At 65.6% G+C, this 17,479-nt stretch carries 14 protein-coding genes and 2 pseudogenes; 11 read left to right on the top strand and 5 right to left on the bottom strand.

Translation table 11 applies throughout. From position 1 onward, the window contains the following. Positions 1-308: 308 nt before the first annotated feature. Positions 309-1,226 carry a hypothetical protein gene (locus OZ403_RS34380; protein ID WP_268782745.1) on the bottom strand — a complete coding sequence of 306 codons (918 nt, stop codon included), beginning with the start codon at positions 1,224-1,226 and terminating at the stop codon, positions 309-311. Then, positions 1,223-3,355: a hypothetical protein gene (locus OZ403_RS34375; protein WP_268782744.1), complete on the bottom strand. Its 2,133-nt coding sequence runs from the start codon at positions 3,353-3,355 to the stop codon at positions 1,223-1,225. Before OZ403_RS34375 ends, OZ403_RS34380 begins: the two co-directional genes overlap by 4 nt. Before the next feature lie 1,059 nt (positions 3,356-4,414). Between OZ403_RS34375 and tnpA the strand changes: the two genes are divergently transcribed. From tnpA to OZ403_RS34325, 10 genes and pseudogenes are all read left to right on the top strand, one after another. Further along, entirely contained in the window at positions 4,415-4,729 is a 315-nt protein-coding gene (gene tnpA, locus OZ403_RS34370) for an IS66 family insertion sequence element accessory protein TnpA (protein ID WP_140787622.1), read from the top strand. Positions 4,730-4,733: 4 nt separating this feature from the next. Further along, complete coding sequence (gene tnpB, locus OZ403_RS34365) at positions 4,734-5,099, top strand: IS66 family insertion sequence element accessory protein TnpB (protein ID WP_140787624.1); 366 nt, start codon at positions 4,734-4,736, stop codon at positions 5,097-5,099. A gap of 46 nt (positions 5,100-5,145) precedes the next feature. After that, complete coding sequence (tnpC, locus tag OZ403_RS34360) at positions 5,146-6,666, top strand: IS66 family transposase (protein WP_268782743.1); 1,521 nt, start codon at positions 5,146-5,148, stop codon at positions 6,664-6,666. Positions 6,667-6,908: 242 nt separating this feature from the next. After that, entirely contained in the window at positions 6,909-7,154 is a 246-nt protein-coding gene (locus OZ403_RS34355) for a transposase (RefSeq protein ID WP_268782742.1), read from the top strand. Between the two features lie 75 nt (positions 7,155-7,229). Further along, positions 7,230-8,847: pseudogene (istA, locus tag OZ403_RS34350) on the top strand (IS21 family transposase). Continuing rightward, positions 8,844-9,230: an ATP-binding protein gene (locus OZ403_RS34345; RefSeq protein WP_268782741.1), complete on the top strand. Its 387-nt coding sequence runs from the start codon at positions 8,844-8,846 to the stop codon at positions 9,228-9,230. The pseudogene istA (OZ403_RS34350) and the gene OZ403_RS34345 overlap by 4 nt, the downstream one beginning before the upstream one ends. Before the next feature lie 602 nt (positions 9,231-9,832). Continuing rightward, positions 9,833-11,335 carry an IS21 family transposase gene (gene istA / locus OZ403_RS34340; protein WP_268781592.1) on the top strand — a complete coding sequence of 501 codons (1,503 nt, stop codon included), beginning with the start codon at positions 9,833-9,835 and terminating at the stop codon, positions 11,333-11,335. Next, entirely contained in the window at positions 11,332-12,093 is a 762-nt protein-coding gene (istB, locus tag OZ403_RS34335) for an IS21-like element helper ATPase IstB (RefSeq protein ID WP_268782740.1), read from the top strand. The genes istA (OZ403_RS34340) and istB overlap by 4 nt, the downstream gene beginning before the upstream one ends. Positions 12,094-12,285: 192 nt before the next feature. Continuing rightward, entirely contained in the window at positions 12,286-12,804 is a 519-nt protein-coding gene (locus OZ403_RS34330) for an ATP-binding protein (RefSeq protein ID WP_328285481.1), read from the top strand. 56 nt (positions 12,805-12,860) lie between these two features. Beyond that, positions 12,861-13,121 (top strand): annotated as a pseudogene (locus OZ403_RS34325) (integrase core domain-containing protein); the annotation flags it as partial. A gap of 175 nt (positions 13,122-13,296) precedes the next feature. Here OZ403_RS34325 and OZ403_RS34320 read toward each other — a convergent pair. Genes OZ403_RS34320 through OZ403_RS34310 form a run of 3 tightly spaced genes read right to left on the bottom strand, consistent with a single transcriptional unit; the run spans position 13,297 to position 16,045 of the window. Further along, entirely contained in the window at positions 13,297-13,845 is a 549-nt protein-coding gene (locus OZ403_RS34320; protein ID WP_268782739.1) for a peptidase M23, read from the bottom strand. A gap of 50 nt (positions 13,846-13,895) precedes the next feature. Then, positions 13,896-14,882 (bottom strand): HEAT repeat domain-containing protein, encoded by a 987-nt coding sequence (locus OZ403_RS34315; RefSeq protein ID WP_268782738.1) that lies wholly within the window; start codon positions 14,880-14,882, stop codon positions 13,896-13,898. Next, a complete protein-coding gene (locus tag OZ403_RS34310) occupies positions 14,882-16,045 on the bottom strand; it encodes a HEAT repeat domain-containing protein (protein WP_268782737.1) in 1,164 nt (387 codons plus the stop codon). Before OZ403_RS34310 ends, OZ403_RS34315 begins: the two co-directional genes overlap by 1 nt. A gap of 123 nt (positions 16,046-16,168) precedes the next feature. On the opposite strand from OZ403_RS34310, the gene OZ403_RS34305 reads away from it, so the two are divergent. Beyond that, entirely contained in the window at positions 16,169-17,254 is a 1,086-nt protein-coding gene (locus OZ403_RS34305) for a Gfo/Idh/MocA family protein (RefSeq protein WP_268782736.1), read from the top strand. Positions 17,255-17,479 lie beyond the last annotated feature (225 nt).

Raw genomic sequence — 17,479 nt, 5'->3', positions numbered from 1 at the left:
GTCAGTTGCACGTATTAGCAGCGACCGTCAGTACGTCCCCCTCCTGGCTCCAGCTTGGCAGCCGGGCGGCCCACCTGCAGCACGTCCGGCTCCCGTGCTTCAATATCTGATGGCTCCTGCATGAAGAGTCTCGTTTCTCCCCCTCTTGTTCATTCAACAAGAGGGGGAGAAAGGCTCCTTCCGAATTACAGTTTAGAGCCAAGGCAGACGAACCCACGGTGCCGGTGCCGCTCGCGGCCCTGGCAGAGGGAGCTTATGCAGTGTAGTCACTGCTTTGAGTGAAAATTGTATTCGATGCGCCTTGGTGCCTACGGATTCGAGGGTGGAGCCGCAGGGGCGGCAAACCTACGCTTGAACTCTTGGCAAATCAAAGCATAGCGAGGTGAACTGACGGTCGGTCCAGATGCGCCGTTCTCGGCCTTCAGGGATATCGAGGCTAGCGCTTCATTTTCGGCCTTTGCAGCCCTGCAATAGTCGTCGCCTGCGGCTTGTAGGTTGCCCTCTCTTTCGTGTTTCTTCGCGCGCGCTACCCAGCAGGCTTTTGCGAGGGTGTCAGGAGTCCTGGAAAGGAAGTCATTCAAGACATCATGGGCCTTTTGCTTTGCGCCTATTCCCTGGAGGTACTCATCTTGGGCTAAGACCTTTGCGCAAGCGAGACTCTCAGTGAGTTGTGATGGCTCATCATGAATCTGAAGCTCGGTGCCATCCCACGCGGTTCCGTGCCAGCTTTCGGCAGAGGTTCCGATGCTTGAGTTGAGGTGAACGCGAATGATGTAGGTCGCCGGAGTGAGCGTTGCGGTCTCTTCCGCCGGTAGCCCAAAACGAGCGATGGGTACGGCGTCATCGCCTGGATGGAGCGAGACTTCTTTTGGGGCGGCACCAAGTTGATTCAGTGGCAGCGTGATCGTCTCCTGTCGACCGGAGTCCTTGTTAAAGCGAACCTTTTCGAAACGGAACAGTCGTCCCAGATCACCGCCTTGCGAGCGGATAACGAGAGCTTTGGCGCTTCCTGCCGCAGGATCTTTTCTCCGATTGGCATGACGAAGTCCGACGGTGACGACAAGCGGCCAGCCTCGATAAAGCCTGGCAGGAGATACTTCGATAAGGATGGCGGGGCGGGCCTCGCTCTTCTCCCCATTTAATGCAGGGAGAGTGGATGGAGTCTGCGCATTGCCGGAAGCTCCCAGAAGCAAGGTCACAACAAGAAACGCTCGTAGTATAGTCATGGCGAATTCCGTATGGGGTGCGCATGGAGATCATTGATGCAGATGCGATGACTGCAGCCCCCTCGGGCCGGGGCTGCATTCCCGTGACGCGACTGTCGTTGATCTCCATTGGAATAGAAGCCTCGATATGTGTTGAAATTCTTGCCGACTCCGTCAACGCAAAGAGATGTCCCCCTGGGCTCAGAGTCGAAGATGTAGCGTCGGTCAGGCCAGCTTGCCCAGTGGACGGCCCTTGCGAAGGGTTGGCGCATTAAGCATGTCTCGTCTCCGCCGAAGAGACTGCCTTGCTGCGAGTCTGTTATCGGGTTGGATACAAACTTATACCCCATTGGGGCGACGGTTTGGATTGTGCCTGTTGCTTCAGAACGGACTTCGATGAGAGTTTCATCGCTGGAGGTCGCTGTCGGTTTTTCACGGACTGTACCACTCACGCTGAGCTCCCAGTAGACCAGCCGTGCTCCATGGTCGCCATGATGTGGGATGTTGGCAGAGTGGGCGAGTTCATGTGCAACTGACCACCTCAGTTCGTCGCCCTCTAAGCCCCATGCCATTTCAATGCGGGAAATATTAACAGGACTGCTTGGCCCAAAATGAGTATTGGATGTTACGCTGCTTATGGTGTCCGACCTGTAGATTGGTACCAAGTGCTGGTTTGTGACATGTCGATTCCCTGCTGTGAGTGCATTGAAGTTAATAATTCGCTTGCTGGGGTCATTGTCTTCATTGTTGTCGGAAAATAAGAAGTCGGTTGAGCCGTAGCTGTGGATATTCATTCCAGTGATATTGCCGAATAGTGCGATCCCTTCATTAACCTTTTCCCTGAGAGTGGGGGCTCCCGAAGTAAAGCCATTGTAGACGTGAAAGTCGACTTCTAGAGGATCTGCCTCTACCCTTGTGCCGTTGGCAGTAAATCCTCGATACTCCTCATAGAGCGTAAGTCCGTCTCCTGTGTGCCCATCGCCACCGCTTGTGAAGGCCTCGTCATCTGCGGAGTCCTCTAAGTCGAACACTCCACGAGAAGCTTTCCATGAATCGGCGACGTACGACAGAGCATTCCTCTTGGGAATGCGCATGGGCTCTCCGCTGTTGCGGAAGCGAGCAGTCAGCGTTGAACCGTCCTCAAGAAGCGCTTCCGCCGTGACTTCGCCATATGCGCCCCAGTCAAAGGATGAAAGAATGGCGGTGGCGCTTTCATGCACTCCTGGCGGAGTGTGTACAGTGTCCATGTTGACGAACACACGCTCCGGTAGTGCATTGCGAGCCTGTTCAAACTGAAGATCTCGAGGGCTGTTCTGGGCACCTTCAAGGGGCGAGTTCATGGTCGTCCCCGGCACCGTAGAGGAGTTAAGTAGCTTGAATGTGATCTTCGTGGCTTTGGGAAGTGGTTGCGTAGAAGTTCCAGGAAAGGGGACGATAGATGCCTCAAGCCTGAGAGTGGCGCCAGCTTGAGTGGGTTCTGTGCCTATTCCGTCCCAAAGCATGGCTTTAGGTCGCCAGGAGTCGAAAGGAGTTCCAGTGGCGCCATCAATGGCATCAATAACCAACTGCACTGTTGGTCTGTTTGAGAAACGCCACGTTACCGACTCACGATAGTAGTGGCCGGGGCCCAATTCTCCGGTACCAGTGCGAGACCCATAAACGACATAGCTACCTGGGGTGGGGCCATTCGTCCAACTGCCGGCCTCCCACTGCTCGGCATAAATATCATCGCTAATCTCTTGAGAGGTCTCGGTCGTTCCGTTACAGCCAGTTTGGACTGTCTTCCTATTGTAGGCATAGGGGATGAGTTCGTCGGGAACTACACTGATGAACGCCTCCTTATTCTCGTCGAGAATAATGTCGGCATAAGCATAGGCGGGTACAGATTCGTCCACGTAGTATTTCGATGTGGTAACTGTTTTTTCCGCGCATTGGCTGCAATACTTGTAGTCGTGTGTGCTTCGGCTGGTGTCATCGCGTGTGAGTCTGAGAGTGGCGCCTGTTTCTCCAGATGTGACATCAATGATGGTGACGCCTTTGCTTGAGTTGGCTATGCGCTCGGTGACGCACCCCTCAGAGGAGGTTGAGTCGCTTTCCTCCCACTCTTCACGAACGTAGGTGAAGTTGCCGTACCAGACTTCATCATCCATGGGGTGGACGACTTGTCGGGGGGCGATCTCCGAAGTAGGTGCACTAACTTGGCCGCATCCGAAACTAAGTACAACAAGCAAGGATGGCAGCAGTCTCCAATTCGGGAATACAGGAGTTCGGGCTAATGCGCGGTTGGATGTCAAGTGAATCCTCCGTACTGATTCTGATGCATGTGCGTATTCTCCAAAAAAAGAGGGCGGTGCGCACCGTGCAGTGCTGCATCACTAACAGGCGTGCGCGTACAGAGCAACCTTGTCGGGGGCTTCTGGTGTCCTTTGGGGGAATGGACTTGCGTTGATTTGATTGCCGTCTTCAGGCGGGAATTAAGTGCTTGTGCTGGTTGCATGGGGCTGGGCTGTTGTTGTGGGCCTTTGGTGGACTCCGGCTGCTGATTATGGGGCTTCGTCGAGTCTTGACGCGAAGGTGGTGCGAAAATTGGGGAGCAGACTAGCGGTGATGCCCAGACGATTGGTGCGCTTGTCCCGCGCAGTGCGTACCGTCAGGCTCTTCTTGCTGGCCATGGTCGTGGTGCTGCCCATCGGGACATCCTCGGGACTGCCTAGACACGGGAATTCGAAGGCGTGCGAACCTTGCATTGCAAGTACGATATAGCTCTTTCGTCCCCCCCCCGATGCGGAGTAGGGCTTAATGCACAGTCGCACCGAGCAGCCGTTGTACGTTTCTGCTTTGTGTGGGGCCCAGGCTGCCTTTGTCTTTGATATGGCAATGCGGTGCGATGCGAATATGCCGGCAGGAGGAAAGCGGCGGCGAGCCGCATGATGTGCGAGCGGAGCCATGTGATGAAAGAGTCTGCCGTCTGCTATGGCCCTGCACAAATCATGAAATCATCATGGCCGCAGGTTGCTGTGCCTCCTGAAATTGTCCGCTGTGCCTAGACGCATTCCCGGGTTTAGTCCTCTGACCGGGAGGAGATTAACGGGCAGTGCGCACGTGTTCCCCAAGCATGAGGCCACACGCTCGGAATCGAGGTATCCGTCCGGCCAAGGACGTGCTGAGAGGCGTTGAGTGAGGAGTCGGCGCCGAGGACCCTGGTGGGAATGTCAAAGCCGGTGGAGAAGCAGGAGTGGTTCCGGGTCGCCGAAGCCTTCGAGGCGAGCGGACTGACGCAAAAAGCGTTCTCCTCGCAGCGAGGCGTGCGGCTCAGCACGTTGCAGTCGTGGGTGTACCGGCGCCGACGCCAGCACGGCAGTCAGGCAGAGGTAGTGCGCCTGCTGCCGGTGGAGGTCGCGACGAGGCCCACGGCGACGGAGTCGATGCTGGAGGTGGTAACGGCGAGCGGAGCGCGGGTGCGCTTCGAGGAGGGCACCGACGTCGACTACGTGGCCCGGCTCGTCGCCGCGCTGGGGCGGTGAGGCAGTGTTTGCCCTTCCAGCCTCGGTGCGCGTGGTGCTGGCGACAGAGCCGGTGGACATGCGTAAGTCGATTGACGGCCTGATGGCACTGGTGCGCAGCGCATGGGGCGAGGACGTCTACTCGGGGCACCTCTTCGCCTTCGTCTCGCGCAGGGGCGACAGAGTCAAGGTGCTGACGTGGAGTCGAGGCGGCTTCGTGCTGCTGTACAAGCGGCTGGAGACGGGCCGCTTCCGCCTACCACCGGTGGACGCGGGCGCGCAGGTGGTGCACCTGGACGCCACGCAGTTGGCGATGCTGCTGGACGGCATTGACGTGGCGCAGGTGAGGCGCCAGCCTGCCTGGACGCCTCCCGGGCGCACGGGCACCTGACGCGCCGGGCCCGGGACGCAGCGTGGCGGAGGCATGTTGAAGCTGGGTGCCTCGAGAGCTCCCTCAAGACCACTTCTGCCCCTGGCGCGAGGAGGCGGAGGAACTCAAGGCCGAGGTGAGCCGTATCGGCGGGGAGGTGGACGCACTCAAGGGGCAGTTGGCGGCCCTGCAGCGTCACGTCTTCGGCCGCAGGGCGGAGAAGTTGCCGACAGTGGCTGCCGAGCTGCGAGGGGACGCGGACTCGACGGCGGCCCGGGCCGAGGCCGCGAAGCAGAAGCGCCGGGAGAGAGCCTCCCGGAAGGCGGAGGAGGCACCCGCACGGGAGATTCGCCACGCGGTGCCAACCGAGGAGCGCCGCTGCCCTGCGTGTGGCGGCGAGGACATGAAGCCACTGGGCAAGGGCCGCGCTTCGGTGCTGTACGAGTACGTGCCGGCGCGCTTCGAGAAGCAAGTGCACGTGCAGGAAGTGCTGGCGTGCGCGTGCGGCCGGGGCGTCGTCACCGCCCCGCCTCCGGCCAGAGTAGTGGACAGGGGCGAGTACGGCCCGGGCTTCATCGCGCATGTGGTGACGTCGAAGTGTGCCGACGCCATGCCGCTGCACCGGCTGGCCCAACGTGTTGAGCGCAGTGGCGTCCCCATGAGTCGCAGCACGCTGACGGACCTCTTCCACCAAGCCGCCTCGGTGCTGCTGCCGCTGTCGCAGCACCTGCTGCAATGCATTGCAGCCGCGGACGTGGTGTGGGCGGACGAGACGCCTCTGCGCGTGCTGGACGTGAAGAAGACGCGGCTGGGTTACCTCTGGACTTTCCTCACCCAGAACGAAGCCGGTGAGTGGCTCATTGGTTACCGCTTCAGCATGGGCCGGGCGAGCAGGACGCCCAAGGAAGTCCTGGGAGGTACCTCGGGTGCGCTCGTGGTGGACGCATACACCGGCTACAACGCGGTGACGCTGCCCCAGGGCCGGGTGCGCGTCGGCTGCTGGGCGCATTGCCGCCGCCGATTCTTCGACGCGCTGGCCACCGCGCCCGAAGCGCGCCATGCCATGGACCTCATCCTCGAACTCTACCGAGTGGAGGCCCAGGCGAGAGGCGCGGACGTGGTGCGCACCGCCGCCCACCGCGCTCTGCGCCAATTGCACAGCGCCCCCGTCCTCGCGCGACTGCACGTCTGGCTTGAAGAACAGACGCCGCGGCACCCACCCAAGAGTCCGCTGGGCCAGGCTATTTCCTACGCCCTCAAGCAGTGGGCGGCCCTCACGCGCTTCGTCGAGAATGAGCGCCTACCCCTGGACAACAACCGCGCGGAGGCGGCGCTGAGAAAGGCCGCCCTGGGGAGGAAGAATTTTCTCTTCGTCGGCCACGAGGCCGCGGGGGAGAACCTGGCCGGTCTCTACGCGCTGGTGGCCACCTGTGAGGCCAACCAAGTCAATCCCGAGGCATACCTCGCGGACGTCCTGCTGCGCGTTCAGACGCACCCCAACTCCCGCATCGACGAACTGCTGCCCCACGAGTGGAAGCGACGGCGTATCGCCGACCCGCCCAACTCACCTCTCCAGCTCTGCATCTGAACAGCTCGCTCGTCGCGGCGCCCGCCGAACACGCTCCTCGTCCGCCTGCAACCTCTCGCGCCACATCACTGGCCGGACGGTTACGAATCGAGGGCTGAAGCTGAAGCAAGCGGACGGGGGCAGGGTCGTGTCCCTATAAATGTGTAGATGGCGAGGAGGGACGAGCGGGAAAGAGGGAAGCTCCTCGGTGAAACCAACCGAGCCGGTCTCCTCCTGGCAGAGGAGCCGAGGAGTTCCCCGACGTGGACGTTAGCGAGTTTGAAGCCCCGGCGCACGAAGAGGTGCAGGCCGACCTGCGTGCGCTGTTCCGCGGAGCCATCCGGATGACGCTGGAGGCGCTGCTGGAGGAAGAGGTGAGGGAGTTGGTGGGGGCTGGCCGGTGGCAGCGGATGGTGGGCCGGATGGACGTACGCAATGGCAGCTACCTGCGCACGCTGGTGACGACGGCGGGGGCCGTGCCTCAGTGGTCACCCAAAACCGGCCAATGAAGGTCGCCTGAAAACCGGCCAATGGGGAGGGCCGAGACGTTGACGCCCGGGTAGGACGTGGAGTCCGCCCGGGGGATGGGCAACGTCTTGAGCGACGAGAAGAAGCAGCAGGTCATCGCCCTGGGGCGGTTGGGTTGGAGTCTGAGACGTATCGAGGACGCGACGGGGGTGCGCCGAGAGACGGCCAGCGGCTACCTGAAGGCCGCGGGCGTGGGCATCCGTCCACCGCGCCGGTGGGGCAAGTCAAAACCGGCCAATGAGGGGACCACCGAGGCGAGTGAGCCGGAGGCCGAGGCCGCCGGAGCAAAACCGGCCAATGAGGGGACCACCGACTCCATGCCGCGCAGCCGAGCCGGAGTCCGGCACGTATCGGCGAGCATCGTCGCGCCCTACGTCGAGCTGGTGCGGCAGCGGCTGGAGGTGGGCCGCAACGGGCGCGCCATCTACGAGGAGCTCGTCGACACGCAGGGCTACACGGGCAGCTACATTAGCGTGCGCCGCTTCGTCCGGGCGTTGCGCGACAGCCAGGGCCCGGAGGCCAAGGCCGTCATCCACACAGCGCCGGGCGAGGAAGCGCAGGTGGACTATGGGGAGGGGCCCATGGTGCGCCACCCGGAGACGGGGAAATACCGGCGCACGCGCATGTTCGTCATGACGCTGGGCTACAGCCGCAAGTCAGTGCGGCTGTTGTGCTGGAAGTCCTCCAGCCGCGCGTGGGCGCAGTTGCACGAGGAGGCCTTCCGGCGGCTGGGAGGCGTGACGCGCACGGTGGTGCTGGACAGCCTGCGTGAGGGGGTGCTTTCGCCCGACGTCTACGAGCCGGCCCTCAATCCGCTCTTCCGGGACGTGCTGGCCCACTACGGGGCCACGGCCCTGCCGGCCCGAGTCCGCCACCCGGACAGGAAGGGGAAGGTGGAGTCTGCGGTGGGCCACGCGCAGCGCACGCCGCTGAAGGGCCTGCGCTTCGAGTCGCTGGAGGCCGCCCAGGCCTACCTCGACGCGTGGGAGGCGAAGTGGGCGGAACACCCGAATCCACGGCACCACCAAGCGCCAGGTGGCCGCCATGCTCGGCGAGGAGCGCCCATGGCTGCTGGCCCTGCCCGTGGAGCCCTTCCGCTACTACGCCTACGGTGAGCGAGTGGTGCACCTGGACGGGCACGTCGAGGTGGACGGCGCGTACTACTCGGTGCCCCCGGGACACATCGGCCGCAAGCTGCACGTGCAGTGGGACAGCCTCCACGTCCGCCTGCTGCTGCCCGCTACGGGGCAACTGCTCCGGGAGCACACCCGGGCCCCTCGCGGCCACCACCGCACACGCGAGGAGGACAGGCCTTCCCACGCGCCGCGCACCACCGTGCAACTTCTCGAGCGCGCCGCCAGGGCCGGACGCGGCGTCGCCGCCCTTTGCGCCGAGGTGCACCGCCGAGAAGGAGAGGTGGGCATCCGCCGCATCCTGGGCGTGCTGTCCCTGGTGAAGAAGCACGGCGCCGCTGCCCTGGACGACGCCTGCGAGGTGGCTCTCGAGGTGGGCGTCCCCACCTACCGCTTCGTGCGCCGCTACCTCGAAAGACGCACGCCCACTCCCGTCACCCTGCGCCAGGTCGACCCGCTCATCCGCGAGCTCACCCACTACCGCGACGTCATCGCCCGTCTGACTCAGCCCACCCCTCACCCAGGAGACACCGAGACATGAATCTCGTCGAAATCACCCGCGCCCTCACCACCCTGCGCCTGTCCGGAATAGCCCAGGCCGTCGAGGGCCGCATCCTCCAGGCGCAAGCCGAGAAGCTCGCTCCACTCGACTTCCTCTCCGCCCTCGTCAACGACGAGTTGACTCGCAGAAGCGACGGCTTCATCCAACGCCGCCTCAAGCAGGGTGCCTTCCGCGACGCGGGCAAGACGCTCGACGGCTTCGACTTCGACTTCAACATGTTGATGGTCACCAGGAAGCGCGGATTTCTGGTCATGGACGGCGAGAAGTTCGAGAGCTCTGCTGCCAGGGGCAGCGCTGGGTGCCGCCGAAAAGTTGAGGAGAGGAGCGCGAGCCGGTGGAGTCCGGGGCTGCGCGCGTCCTGAAAAGTCAGAAGGCCCACCAGCGACACCTGGAGGGCCTTCCTGGGGGCGCGCCCTGGTGTGCGAGAGGGGCGAGCCGGTGAGGGAGGGGTAGCGCACTCCGCGGCGCGGCGCCAGAAGTCGGCGCGCACGGGAAGGTGTGCGTGGAGTCATTGCGTCTGGTGGTGTGCGGGCGGCCGGAGTGCCGGAGGCTGTTTCAGCTGTGCAGCCGGTGCGACAGGGGGCAGCGCTACTGCGAGCGCAGGTGCGGGGTGCTGGCGCGTGCGGAGTCGGTGCGCGCGGCCGGGCGGCGATACCAGCGCACCCGAGACGGACGGCATGCGCACGCCGAGCGCCAGGCCGCGTACCGAGGACGGCGGCGGAAAGTGACGCATCAGTCTCCCCCGCCAGGGGCCTTGGAGGTGACGGTGCCGCCCGCGCCGGCCCAGGCCACCACGCAGGTGTCCGCGGAGCCGAGCGCAGCGAGGCCACCTGCGTATGCACCACCGTCCATTCCGGCTTGCACGTCCTGCGGACGCGCCAATCCATTCCTCCGTCACACCACCCTGGCGCGCACCCGAATGGGCCCGCGCTGGCGGCGCTGCCCACCCTGAGGAGGTGGGAGGATGATTGGCCTCGAGGTACGCGCCCGGATTCGCCAGTTGCACTACGCGGAAGGCTGGCCGGTGGGCACCATCGCCACGCAGTTGGGGCTGCACCACGACACCGTGGAGGCGGCCCTGGAGGACGTGCCGGTAGCCAGTGCTGACAGAACGGCGAAGCCCACGGTGCTGGGCCCGTACACGGACTTCATTGACGTCACCCTCAAGGCCCACCCGCGCCTGAGGGCCACGCGCCTCTTCCACATGGTGAAGGCCCGTGGCTACCTGGGCGGCTATGAGCAGGTGAAGCGCTACGTGCGGCGGGTGCGTCCGGGGCCCCAGGCCGAGGCCTTCTTGCGCCGCAATACCCTGCTGGGCGAAGAGGCCCAGGTGGACTGGGGCAGCTTCGGCAAGGTGCGGGTGGGGCGGGCCACCCGGACGCTCTCCTGCTTCGTCCTGGTGCTGGGCCACTCGCGCGCCATGTACGCGCGCTTCTTCCTGGGCCAAACCATGGAGTGCTTCCTCCAGGGCCACGTCCAAGCCTTCGAAGCGCTGGGCGGCGTGCCTCGCAACCTCCTCTACGACAACCTGAAGTCCGTCGTGCTGCAGAGGGCCGGAGACATCATTCACTTCCACCCGCGCATATTGGAAGCCGCCGGCCACTACCACTTCGTCCCCAAGCCCTGCGCCCCCTACCGCGGCAATGAGAAGGGAAAGGTGGAGCGCACCATCCGCTACCTGCGCGACTCCTTCTTCTCTGCGCGCACCTTCCACGGCCTCGACGACGTCAACCGCCAACTGCAGCGCTGGGTGGAGGAGGTGGCCCACCAGCGCCGGGTGCCCGGCGACGCCTCGGGCCGCACGGTGGCGCAGGCCTTGGAAGCCGAGCGCCCCCTGCTGCTGCCGCTGCCCGCGCACCCGCTGCCCACCGACGTGGTGCGCCCCGCCGCCTCCGGCAAGACGCCCTACGTGCGCTTCGACGGCAACGACTACTCCATTCCCGAGGGCCTGGTGCGCCGGCCCCTCACGCTGGTGGCCTCGTCCACCACGGTGCGCCTCCTCGACGGCGCCGTGGAAGTCGCCTCGCACGTGCGCAGCTGGGACAAGGGCGCCGTCGTCGAGGATGCCAGCCACCTGGCTGCCCTGGCCAGGCGCAAGGCCCACGCCCACGAGCTGCGTGGCAGGGACTTGCTGCGCGCACGCTGCCCGCACGCCGAGCAACTCCTCCAGGCGCTCACCAGCCGCGGCGACAACCTCGGCAACCACACCGTGAAGCTGCTGGCGCTGGCCGACAGGTACGGCTCCGCCGAAACCGACGCCGCCATCGCCGAGACGCTCGCTCGCGGCGCACTCGGCCCCGCCGCCGTTGCCCACGTCCTCGACCAACGCAGCCGCAAAAGGGGCGCCCCTCCGCCGCTGCCCCTGGTGCTGCCGGATGACCCGCGCGTGCGCGAGCAACGCGTCCCCCAGCACTCCCTCAACCCCTACGACGCCCTCCTCGGGCGCGACACGGAGCAAGTGTCATGAGCCCCTTGAAGGAACGCCTCAACACCCTGGGCCTGCATCACACCAGTGCCGCGCTCGATGACCTCATTGCCCTGGCCACCAAACGCAGGTGGGGCCCCACCGAGTTGCTGGAAGCCATCACCGAGGAAGAGACGAAGGACAGAGCCCGGCGCAGCGTGGAGCGGTGCCTGTCGCGCAGCAAGCTCGGCGCGCTCAGGACGATGGCCGACTTCGACTGGGGCTGGCCCAAGCGCATCGACAGGACGGCCGTCGAGGGCGCCCTGGCGCTGGACTTCATGGCCCGCCCCGCCAACGTCGTCCTCGTCGCGCCCCAGGGACTGGGCAAGACGATGATTGCTCAGAATATCGCCTACAACGCCGTGCAGGCTGGGCACTCCGTCCTCTTCACCACCGCCTCCCAGTTGCTGCTCGACTTGGGAAGCCAGGACTCCGCTCGCGCTCTCGACAGGCGCCTGAAGCACTACTGCACTCAGGCGGGGTTGCTCGTCATCGACGAGATTGGCTACCTCTCCTACGACGCCAGGAACGCCGACCTCCTCTTCCAGGTGGTGTCGCGCAGGTATGAGAAGAAGCCGATTGTCCTGACGACCAACCTCCCATTCTCCGAGTGGACCACCATCTTCCCCAACGCCGCATGCGCCATCGCCCTCATTGACCGCGTCATCCACCACGCGAGCATCATCAGCATCGAGGGCGACAGCTACCGCAGGCGTATGGCCGAGGAATCACGCGCGGAGCGCAAGGCAAGGAAGAGCTGAGCGTCCCCGCGACTCACCGATGCCCACCGGCCTCGCTCTGCGCCCCGCAATCGGAGCGCAGCGCGGGGCCGTCTTGCGTTGCCTCGACTCGATACCTGCGCTCGCCGATGACCCGATTTCCGCGCTCCGCGATGACCGCGTCGATGACCAGAATCCCGCGCTCTTTGATGACCGCCAACATTCAACAAGAAGATGAATCGCCGCCTCGTCTTCGAGCTGGCCACCGGCGGCTTCGTGGAGCGGCGCGAGGACGCGCTCTTCCTCGGCCCTCCAGGCACCGGCAAGAGTCACATCGCCCAGGCCCTCGGCCGAGCCGTCATCCAGTCCCAGGGCCATCGCGTCCTCTACCGCGAGGCGCACCACCTGCTCGAGGAGCTCGCCGAAGCAAGCCTCGAAGGCACCCGACGCCAGAAGCTCGATGCGCTCACCGGCGCTCCACTGCTCATCATCGATGACCTCGGCATGCGCAAGCTGCCGGCCACCGCCGCCGAGGACCTGCTCGAGCTCATCATGCGCCGCTACGAGAAGGCCTCCACGCTCATCACCTCCAACCGGCCAGTGGAGGACTGGGGGAAGCTCTTGGGGGACAACGCCGCCGTGGCCGCCATGCTCGACCGTCTGCTGCACCATGCCCACGTCGTCCAATTCGGTCCCCGCAGCTGGCGCACCAAGGGGGCCATGGAGTTGCGGACCTCCGAGTCCGCGGGGTAGGAGTCCTCCTGTCTCGGTCCGCTCCCATTGGCCGGTTTTGAAGGGACCATTGAGGTCCAGGCAAGCCCTGGCAAAACGGCACCAACGAGAGCTTCAACGGCGGCTTCCGGGACGAGTGTCTGTCAGCGGAGTGGTTTTCCACCAGGAGGGAGGCCGTCGTCCTCATCGAGGCGTGGCGGCGCGACTACAACGAGAAGCGTCCGCACAGCAGTTTGGGCTACAAGACACCTGCGGAGGTCGGAGCTCGCCGCGCCCATGCCGGCCCCGTCGCATCATCCCCCGAGCACGGCATCAGCAGCGCCGCAGGACTCTCATAACGCGTGGTCCGAAGAACGGGGGCAGATCAGACGTGCTCGCTGTAGAAGTCGTTCCCCTCTACCGCCAGCACGCGGAAGCAGAGCTCAGTCACCTGGAGTGACACGAGAAACCCCGTCCAGGTGCATTGCGGCACCGGGACGGGGCGGGGTGTGGGTGAAGCAGGCTGCGGAGTGACTACAGCGTGGGCGTGCCGACGCGGTTTTCGCAGTACGCGCTGGATCCGCAGGTGGTGCCGACGTTGGCGTACCAGGCCGTCTTGCGCGTGCCGTACTGACGGTTGTCTGCGTGGACGTGCGCGCCCGTGGAGTTACCCGTGGAGCCCACGAGGCCCAGCGCGCAGCGGTCGCACGTCTTGGAGCCCGACGACACGTTGGAGTTCAAGTGGAGCTGGCGGAAGTCCCAGCCGCTGCCGCCCGTGACGACGTAGTAGTTACCCGCGCCGCCGTTGCAGCTCGTGCCGCCGCTGCAGTTGTTCGCACAGCCGCCGTAGTAGGCGTAGTAGCGGCTGACGTTGATCATCCCGCGGTGGTTCCACACGCTGCAGGTGCCGTTGCTCATGTCGAGCGCGTTGTGGCTGCTGCCCGAGCACGAGTAGTACGTCGTGGAACCCACGCGCGCGGCAGCGTCGCAGATGGGACCCACGGCCGTGGCGGCCGTGACAGAGGTGGCCCAGCCCGCGGCGGCGAGCACCAGGCCCGCCATGGTCAGCTTCATCGTCTTCATCAAGAGACTCCCTCGTTGGTGTAGCGCTGCGTACTGCGGTGAAGCAGGGGTCACCTCCGGCGGCGCTGCTTCTCGCGCAGCACCAGCTCCCACTCCTGGAGGTTGAGCTTCAGGACGGACACCCAGGCGTCGATTTCCGCATCCATGGCGCGATCCACGCCGCGCAAGGACTCCAGCACGGGCACCGCGTGGGCCTGCCCCAGCCGGGCAATTCCCTGGAGCGCCGCCTTGCGCACCGCTGGGTCCTTGTCTTCGCGGAACAGGTCCACCAGCGAGCCTCGCGCACCCGCGGACTCGCCGCCGGGCACACCGCCCAGCGCCGTGGCCGCCGCCGCTCGCAGCTCCGGGTTCTCCGAGCGCAGCTGGCGCGTCACCTGCTCCACCGCCTCGTGGTTCACGGCCTCCATGGAGACCTCGCGCAGCAGCTTCGCCGCCACCTCCGGGTCCTCCGACGCCGCCGCCACCGACACCGCCGCTTCCGACACCCGGCGGTCATGGCCGCTGTAGACGTCCGCGCTCTCGGAGACGATGTTGTCCGCCACCGCCGCGCGCACCTCGGGGGACGCGTCGCGCACCAGCTGCTCGTACGTCACCACTCCGCCGTTCTTCTCCATGAACTCGACGGAGGGCACGCCGCGCAGGCCCCGCACCGCCGCCGCGCGCAGCGCCGGGTCCGAATCCCCGGTGGCCCGGGCGAGCAGCGGCTGAATGAGGCCCGGGTTCTCCGCGTTGCTCGCCTTGGTGGCCAGGGCCGCGCCCAGGGCCTCCAGCACCTCCGGGTCCCGCTCACCTTGCAGCGCCGCCAGCAGCGACTCCGCGGGCATGGCGAGCGCGGCTTCCTTCAGCCGCATCTTCACGTAGCGCTTCAGCGCGAGGGAGCCGTTCTTCATCGCCACGCGCACGTCGTCCAGCATGCCCTGCACCGTGCATTGCGCGGGGCGGAGCGTTGCCTCGGCGCGCGCCGTCACGGGAGTCAGGGACGAAAGGGCCATCAGGAGCGCCGCGCGCCCCATTCGCTTCATCGACAGGGGGGACATCAGTGCGGCGCTCCTTCTTCGACCAGGCAGTTGTGGTGCTCGCGCTTGCCCAGCCAGATGCGGGCGAAGTCCACCGTGCCCGACGCGTAGAGGGCTTGGAACTCCAGGTAGTCCTGCGTGAAGCGCGGGTCCTTCGCGGCGAACTGCTCCAGCATCGGCAGCGCCTTGTCGCCGCCCGCGCGCACGGCGAATCGGAAGATGGCCCAGCGCACGCAGAGGTCATGCTCGGCCAGGAAGGCGGCGCGGAGGATCTCCATCGCCTTCTCCGGCTCGCTGGTGACACCCAGCCGGAAGGCCGCCATCTCCCGCACGTCCCGTTCGCGGTCGTTGGAGAGGATGCGCTTGAGTGAGTCAAAGGACTCCGCGCCGATGATGGGGTTCGAATACGACGGCATCTCCAGCGCGAGCAGCCGCACGGCCATGTCGTCGGACGTGCCGCCGATGTCCAGGAGCTCCTTCCAGTAGGGTGCGTAGTTGCCGGTGCGCTCGAAGTCCTCCTTCATCACCCGGCCCAGCGTGCGCGTGGCCACCCACGCGGTGGAGTCCAGCGTCTCGTCCAGTGCCAGCTTCTTGAGCCGCTGGATGTCTCCGGGCGCCAGCTTCCGCTGCGTCTCCAGCGCATCCAGCGCGGCGGAGCGCGTCTGCAAGGGCGCGCCTGGGTCCTCGCCCATCTTCAGCAGGCTCTGCGCCACCTGCGGCGCATGCACCGCGGGCGCGGCCTTCAGCGCGTCCATGTAGATGCTCAGCTCCGGTCCGCTGGCGCTCCTGGCCCATTCCAGCACCTGGAGCGCGCGGGTCGCGTCGTTGCCCACCAACTCCGTCAGCCGCTCCTGGAGGTACGCCGCCAGGTACCGGTCGCCGTTGCCGATGGCCGTCGTCAGCGCCTGCCGGAACGAGTCCATGGACACCGAGGCGTCGAAGGCGTGCAGGCCGTCCCAGCACCCGGGCATGGGGATCTGCTCCACAGCGGGTTCGGGCTCCGTGGGCGTGGTGCCCGGGGCACCGGGCGTGCCGCGAGGGCCGGAGGCCGCCGAGGCGGAGGGCTCGGCTGATACGGGCTCGCTGGAAAGAGAGGGGACAGTCCGTGGCCACAGCAACGCCACGGCCGCCGCGACCAGCAAGACACCTGCGGCCACGGTCCAACGAAGGTTTCTGGAAGTCATCAGGGGAGGGGCCGAATCAGTGAATTCTGCGAATTCTTGGATACTTTGAATTCGAGGGCCTTGGCAATGGGGACGCCCAGAACTCAGCCTGCGCGCCGCGTCATCGATTCAAGGGAGACAGAAATGTCCACGGCACGCACGGTTCGGATGGGTGTCATTGGCGCGGGCTTCGCGCGCACCACGCAAATCCCGGCGCTTCGCGCACTGCCGGGCGTGGAGGTGGTGAGCCTGGCCAGCGCGCGGCGCGAGAAGGTGGAGGAGGCAGGCCGGCAACTGGGCGTGCCGCATGTGACGACGGACTGGCGTGAGGTGGTGTCACGGCCGGAGGTGACGTGCGTGTGCATCTCCACGCCGCCCGCGCTGCACCGGGACATCACCCTGGCCGCGCTGGAAGCGGGCAAGGCGGTGCTGTGTGAAAAGCCCACCGCGTTGGATGCGAGGGAAGCGGAGGCCATGTGGCACGCGGCCCGTGAGCGGCGTGTCCTGGCGCTGCTGGACCATGAGCTGCGCTTCCTGCCCACGTGGCAGCGGATGCGCGCCCTGCTGCGTTCCGGTGAGCTGGGCAAGGTGCGCGGCGCGCGTGTCTTCTACCGCAACGACAACCGCGCCTCGCCGGAGCGGCCGTGGGACTGGTGGTCGGACGCGTCGCAAGGAGGCGGCCTCCTGGGCGCCATCGGCTCGCACGCGGTAGATACGCTGCGCTTCATGTTGGGCGCCGAGCCCAACGAGGTGCTGGGCGAGTTGGCCACGCACACGCCCGAGCGGCCAGATGCGCTCACGGGACAGTCGCGCCCGGTGACGAGCGACGACGAGGCGCGGTTGCTGCTCCGCTTCGGCGCGACGACAGCCGCTATCGAGCTGTCGATGGTGTCCCCCGGCAAGCCCGTGCACGGCGTCGAGGTGTCCTGCGAGCGCGGGGGCCTGCGCGTGGAGGGCCGCGAGTTGTGGCGCTCCACGGTGGGGACACGTTCCTGGGAGCGGGTGGCGCTTCCCGCGGAACCGCCGCTGCCACCCGGGTTGCCGGACAACGAGTGGGCGCGTGGCTTCCTGGCGCTGGCGGGCGCGATGACTCAGGCCCTGCGAGAAGGCCGCGCCACGTTGGAGGACGAGGCCACGTTGGAGGACGGCTGGCGCAATCAGCAGGTGCTGGACGCGGCCCGGCGCTCCCATGCCGAGCGCCGGTGGATTCGCCTGTCCTCTGGGACGTAAGTGCTCCCCTCCCATCCCGGAGGACACGGCGGGCTTCAGGGCGACAGCCTCAGGAGGAGGGTGAAGCCTCCATTGCTTCACAATCACTTGCGCCTCCCGGACCCATTGTTCGTTGCAGAGTGATTGCAATCGCAGTGCGAATGGCAGGCGTCCTCGGGGTGCGGAAAACCGTGGGGGATTGGGCCGTGCCTCGCCCCGCGGGCGCCTTTCTTTCCCTGGGAGACC

Source organism: Myxococcus sp. NMCA1, assembly GCF_026810205.1.
Classification (GTDB): domain Bacteria; phylum Myxococcota; class Myxococcia; order Myxococcales; family Myxococcaceae; genus Myxococcus; species Myxococcus xanthus_A.
The sequence above is the reverse complement of the archived record's forward strand: the minus strand, read 5'-3'. Positions and strand labels throughout refer to the sequence as shown.

Coding starts and splice junctions, on each gene's coding strand:
- OZ403_RS34380 (WP_268782745.1), bottom strand. CDS start 1,226: ATGACTATACTACGAGCGTTTCTTGTTGTGACCTTGCTTCTGGGAGCT.
- OZ403_RS34375 (WP_268782744.1), bottom strand. CDS start 3,355: ATGGATGATGAAGTCTGGTACGGCAACTTCACCTACGTTCGTGAAGAG.
- tnpA (WP_140787622.1), top strand. CDS start 4,415: ATGTCAAAGCCGGTGGAGAAGCAGGAGTGGTTCCGGGTCGCCGAAGCC.
- OZ403_RS34345 (WP_268782741.1), top strand. CDS start 8,844: ATGAATCTCGTCGAAATCACCCGCGCCCTCACCACCCTGCGCCTGTCC.
- istA (WP_268781592.1), top strand. CDS start 9,833: ATGATTGGCCTCGAGGTACGCGCCCGGATTCGCCAGTTGCACTACGCG.
- istB (WP_268782740.1), top strand. CDS start 11,332: ATGAGCCCCTTGAAGGAACGCCTCAACACCCTGGGCCTGCATCACACC.
- OZ403_RS34330 (WP_328285481.1), top strand. CDS start 12,286: ATGAATCGCCGCCTCGTCTTCGAGCTGGCCACCGGCGGCTTCGTGGAG.
- OZ403_RS34320 (WP_268782739.1), bottom strand. CDS start 13,845: ATGAAGACGATGAAGCTGACCATGGCGGGCCTGGTGCTCGCCGCCGCG.
- OZ403_RS34315 (WP_268782738.1), bottom strand. CDS start 14,882: ATGTCCCCCCTGTCGATGAAGCGAATGGGGCGCGCGGCGCTCCTGATG.
- OZ403_RS34310 (WP_268782737.1), bottom strand. CDS start 16,045: ATGACTTCCAGAAACCTTCGTTGGACCGTGGCCGCAGGTGTCTTGCTG.
- OZ403_RS34305 (WP_268782736.1), top strand. CDS start 16,169: ATGTCCACGGCACGCACGGTTCGGATGGGTGTCATTGGCGCGGGCTTC.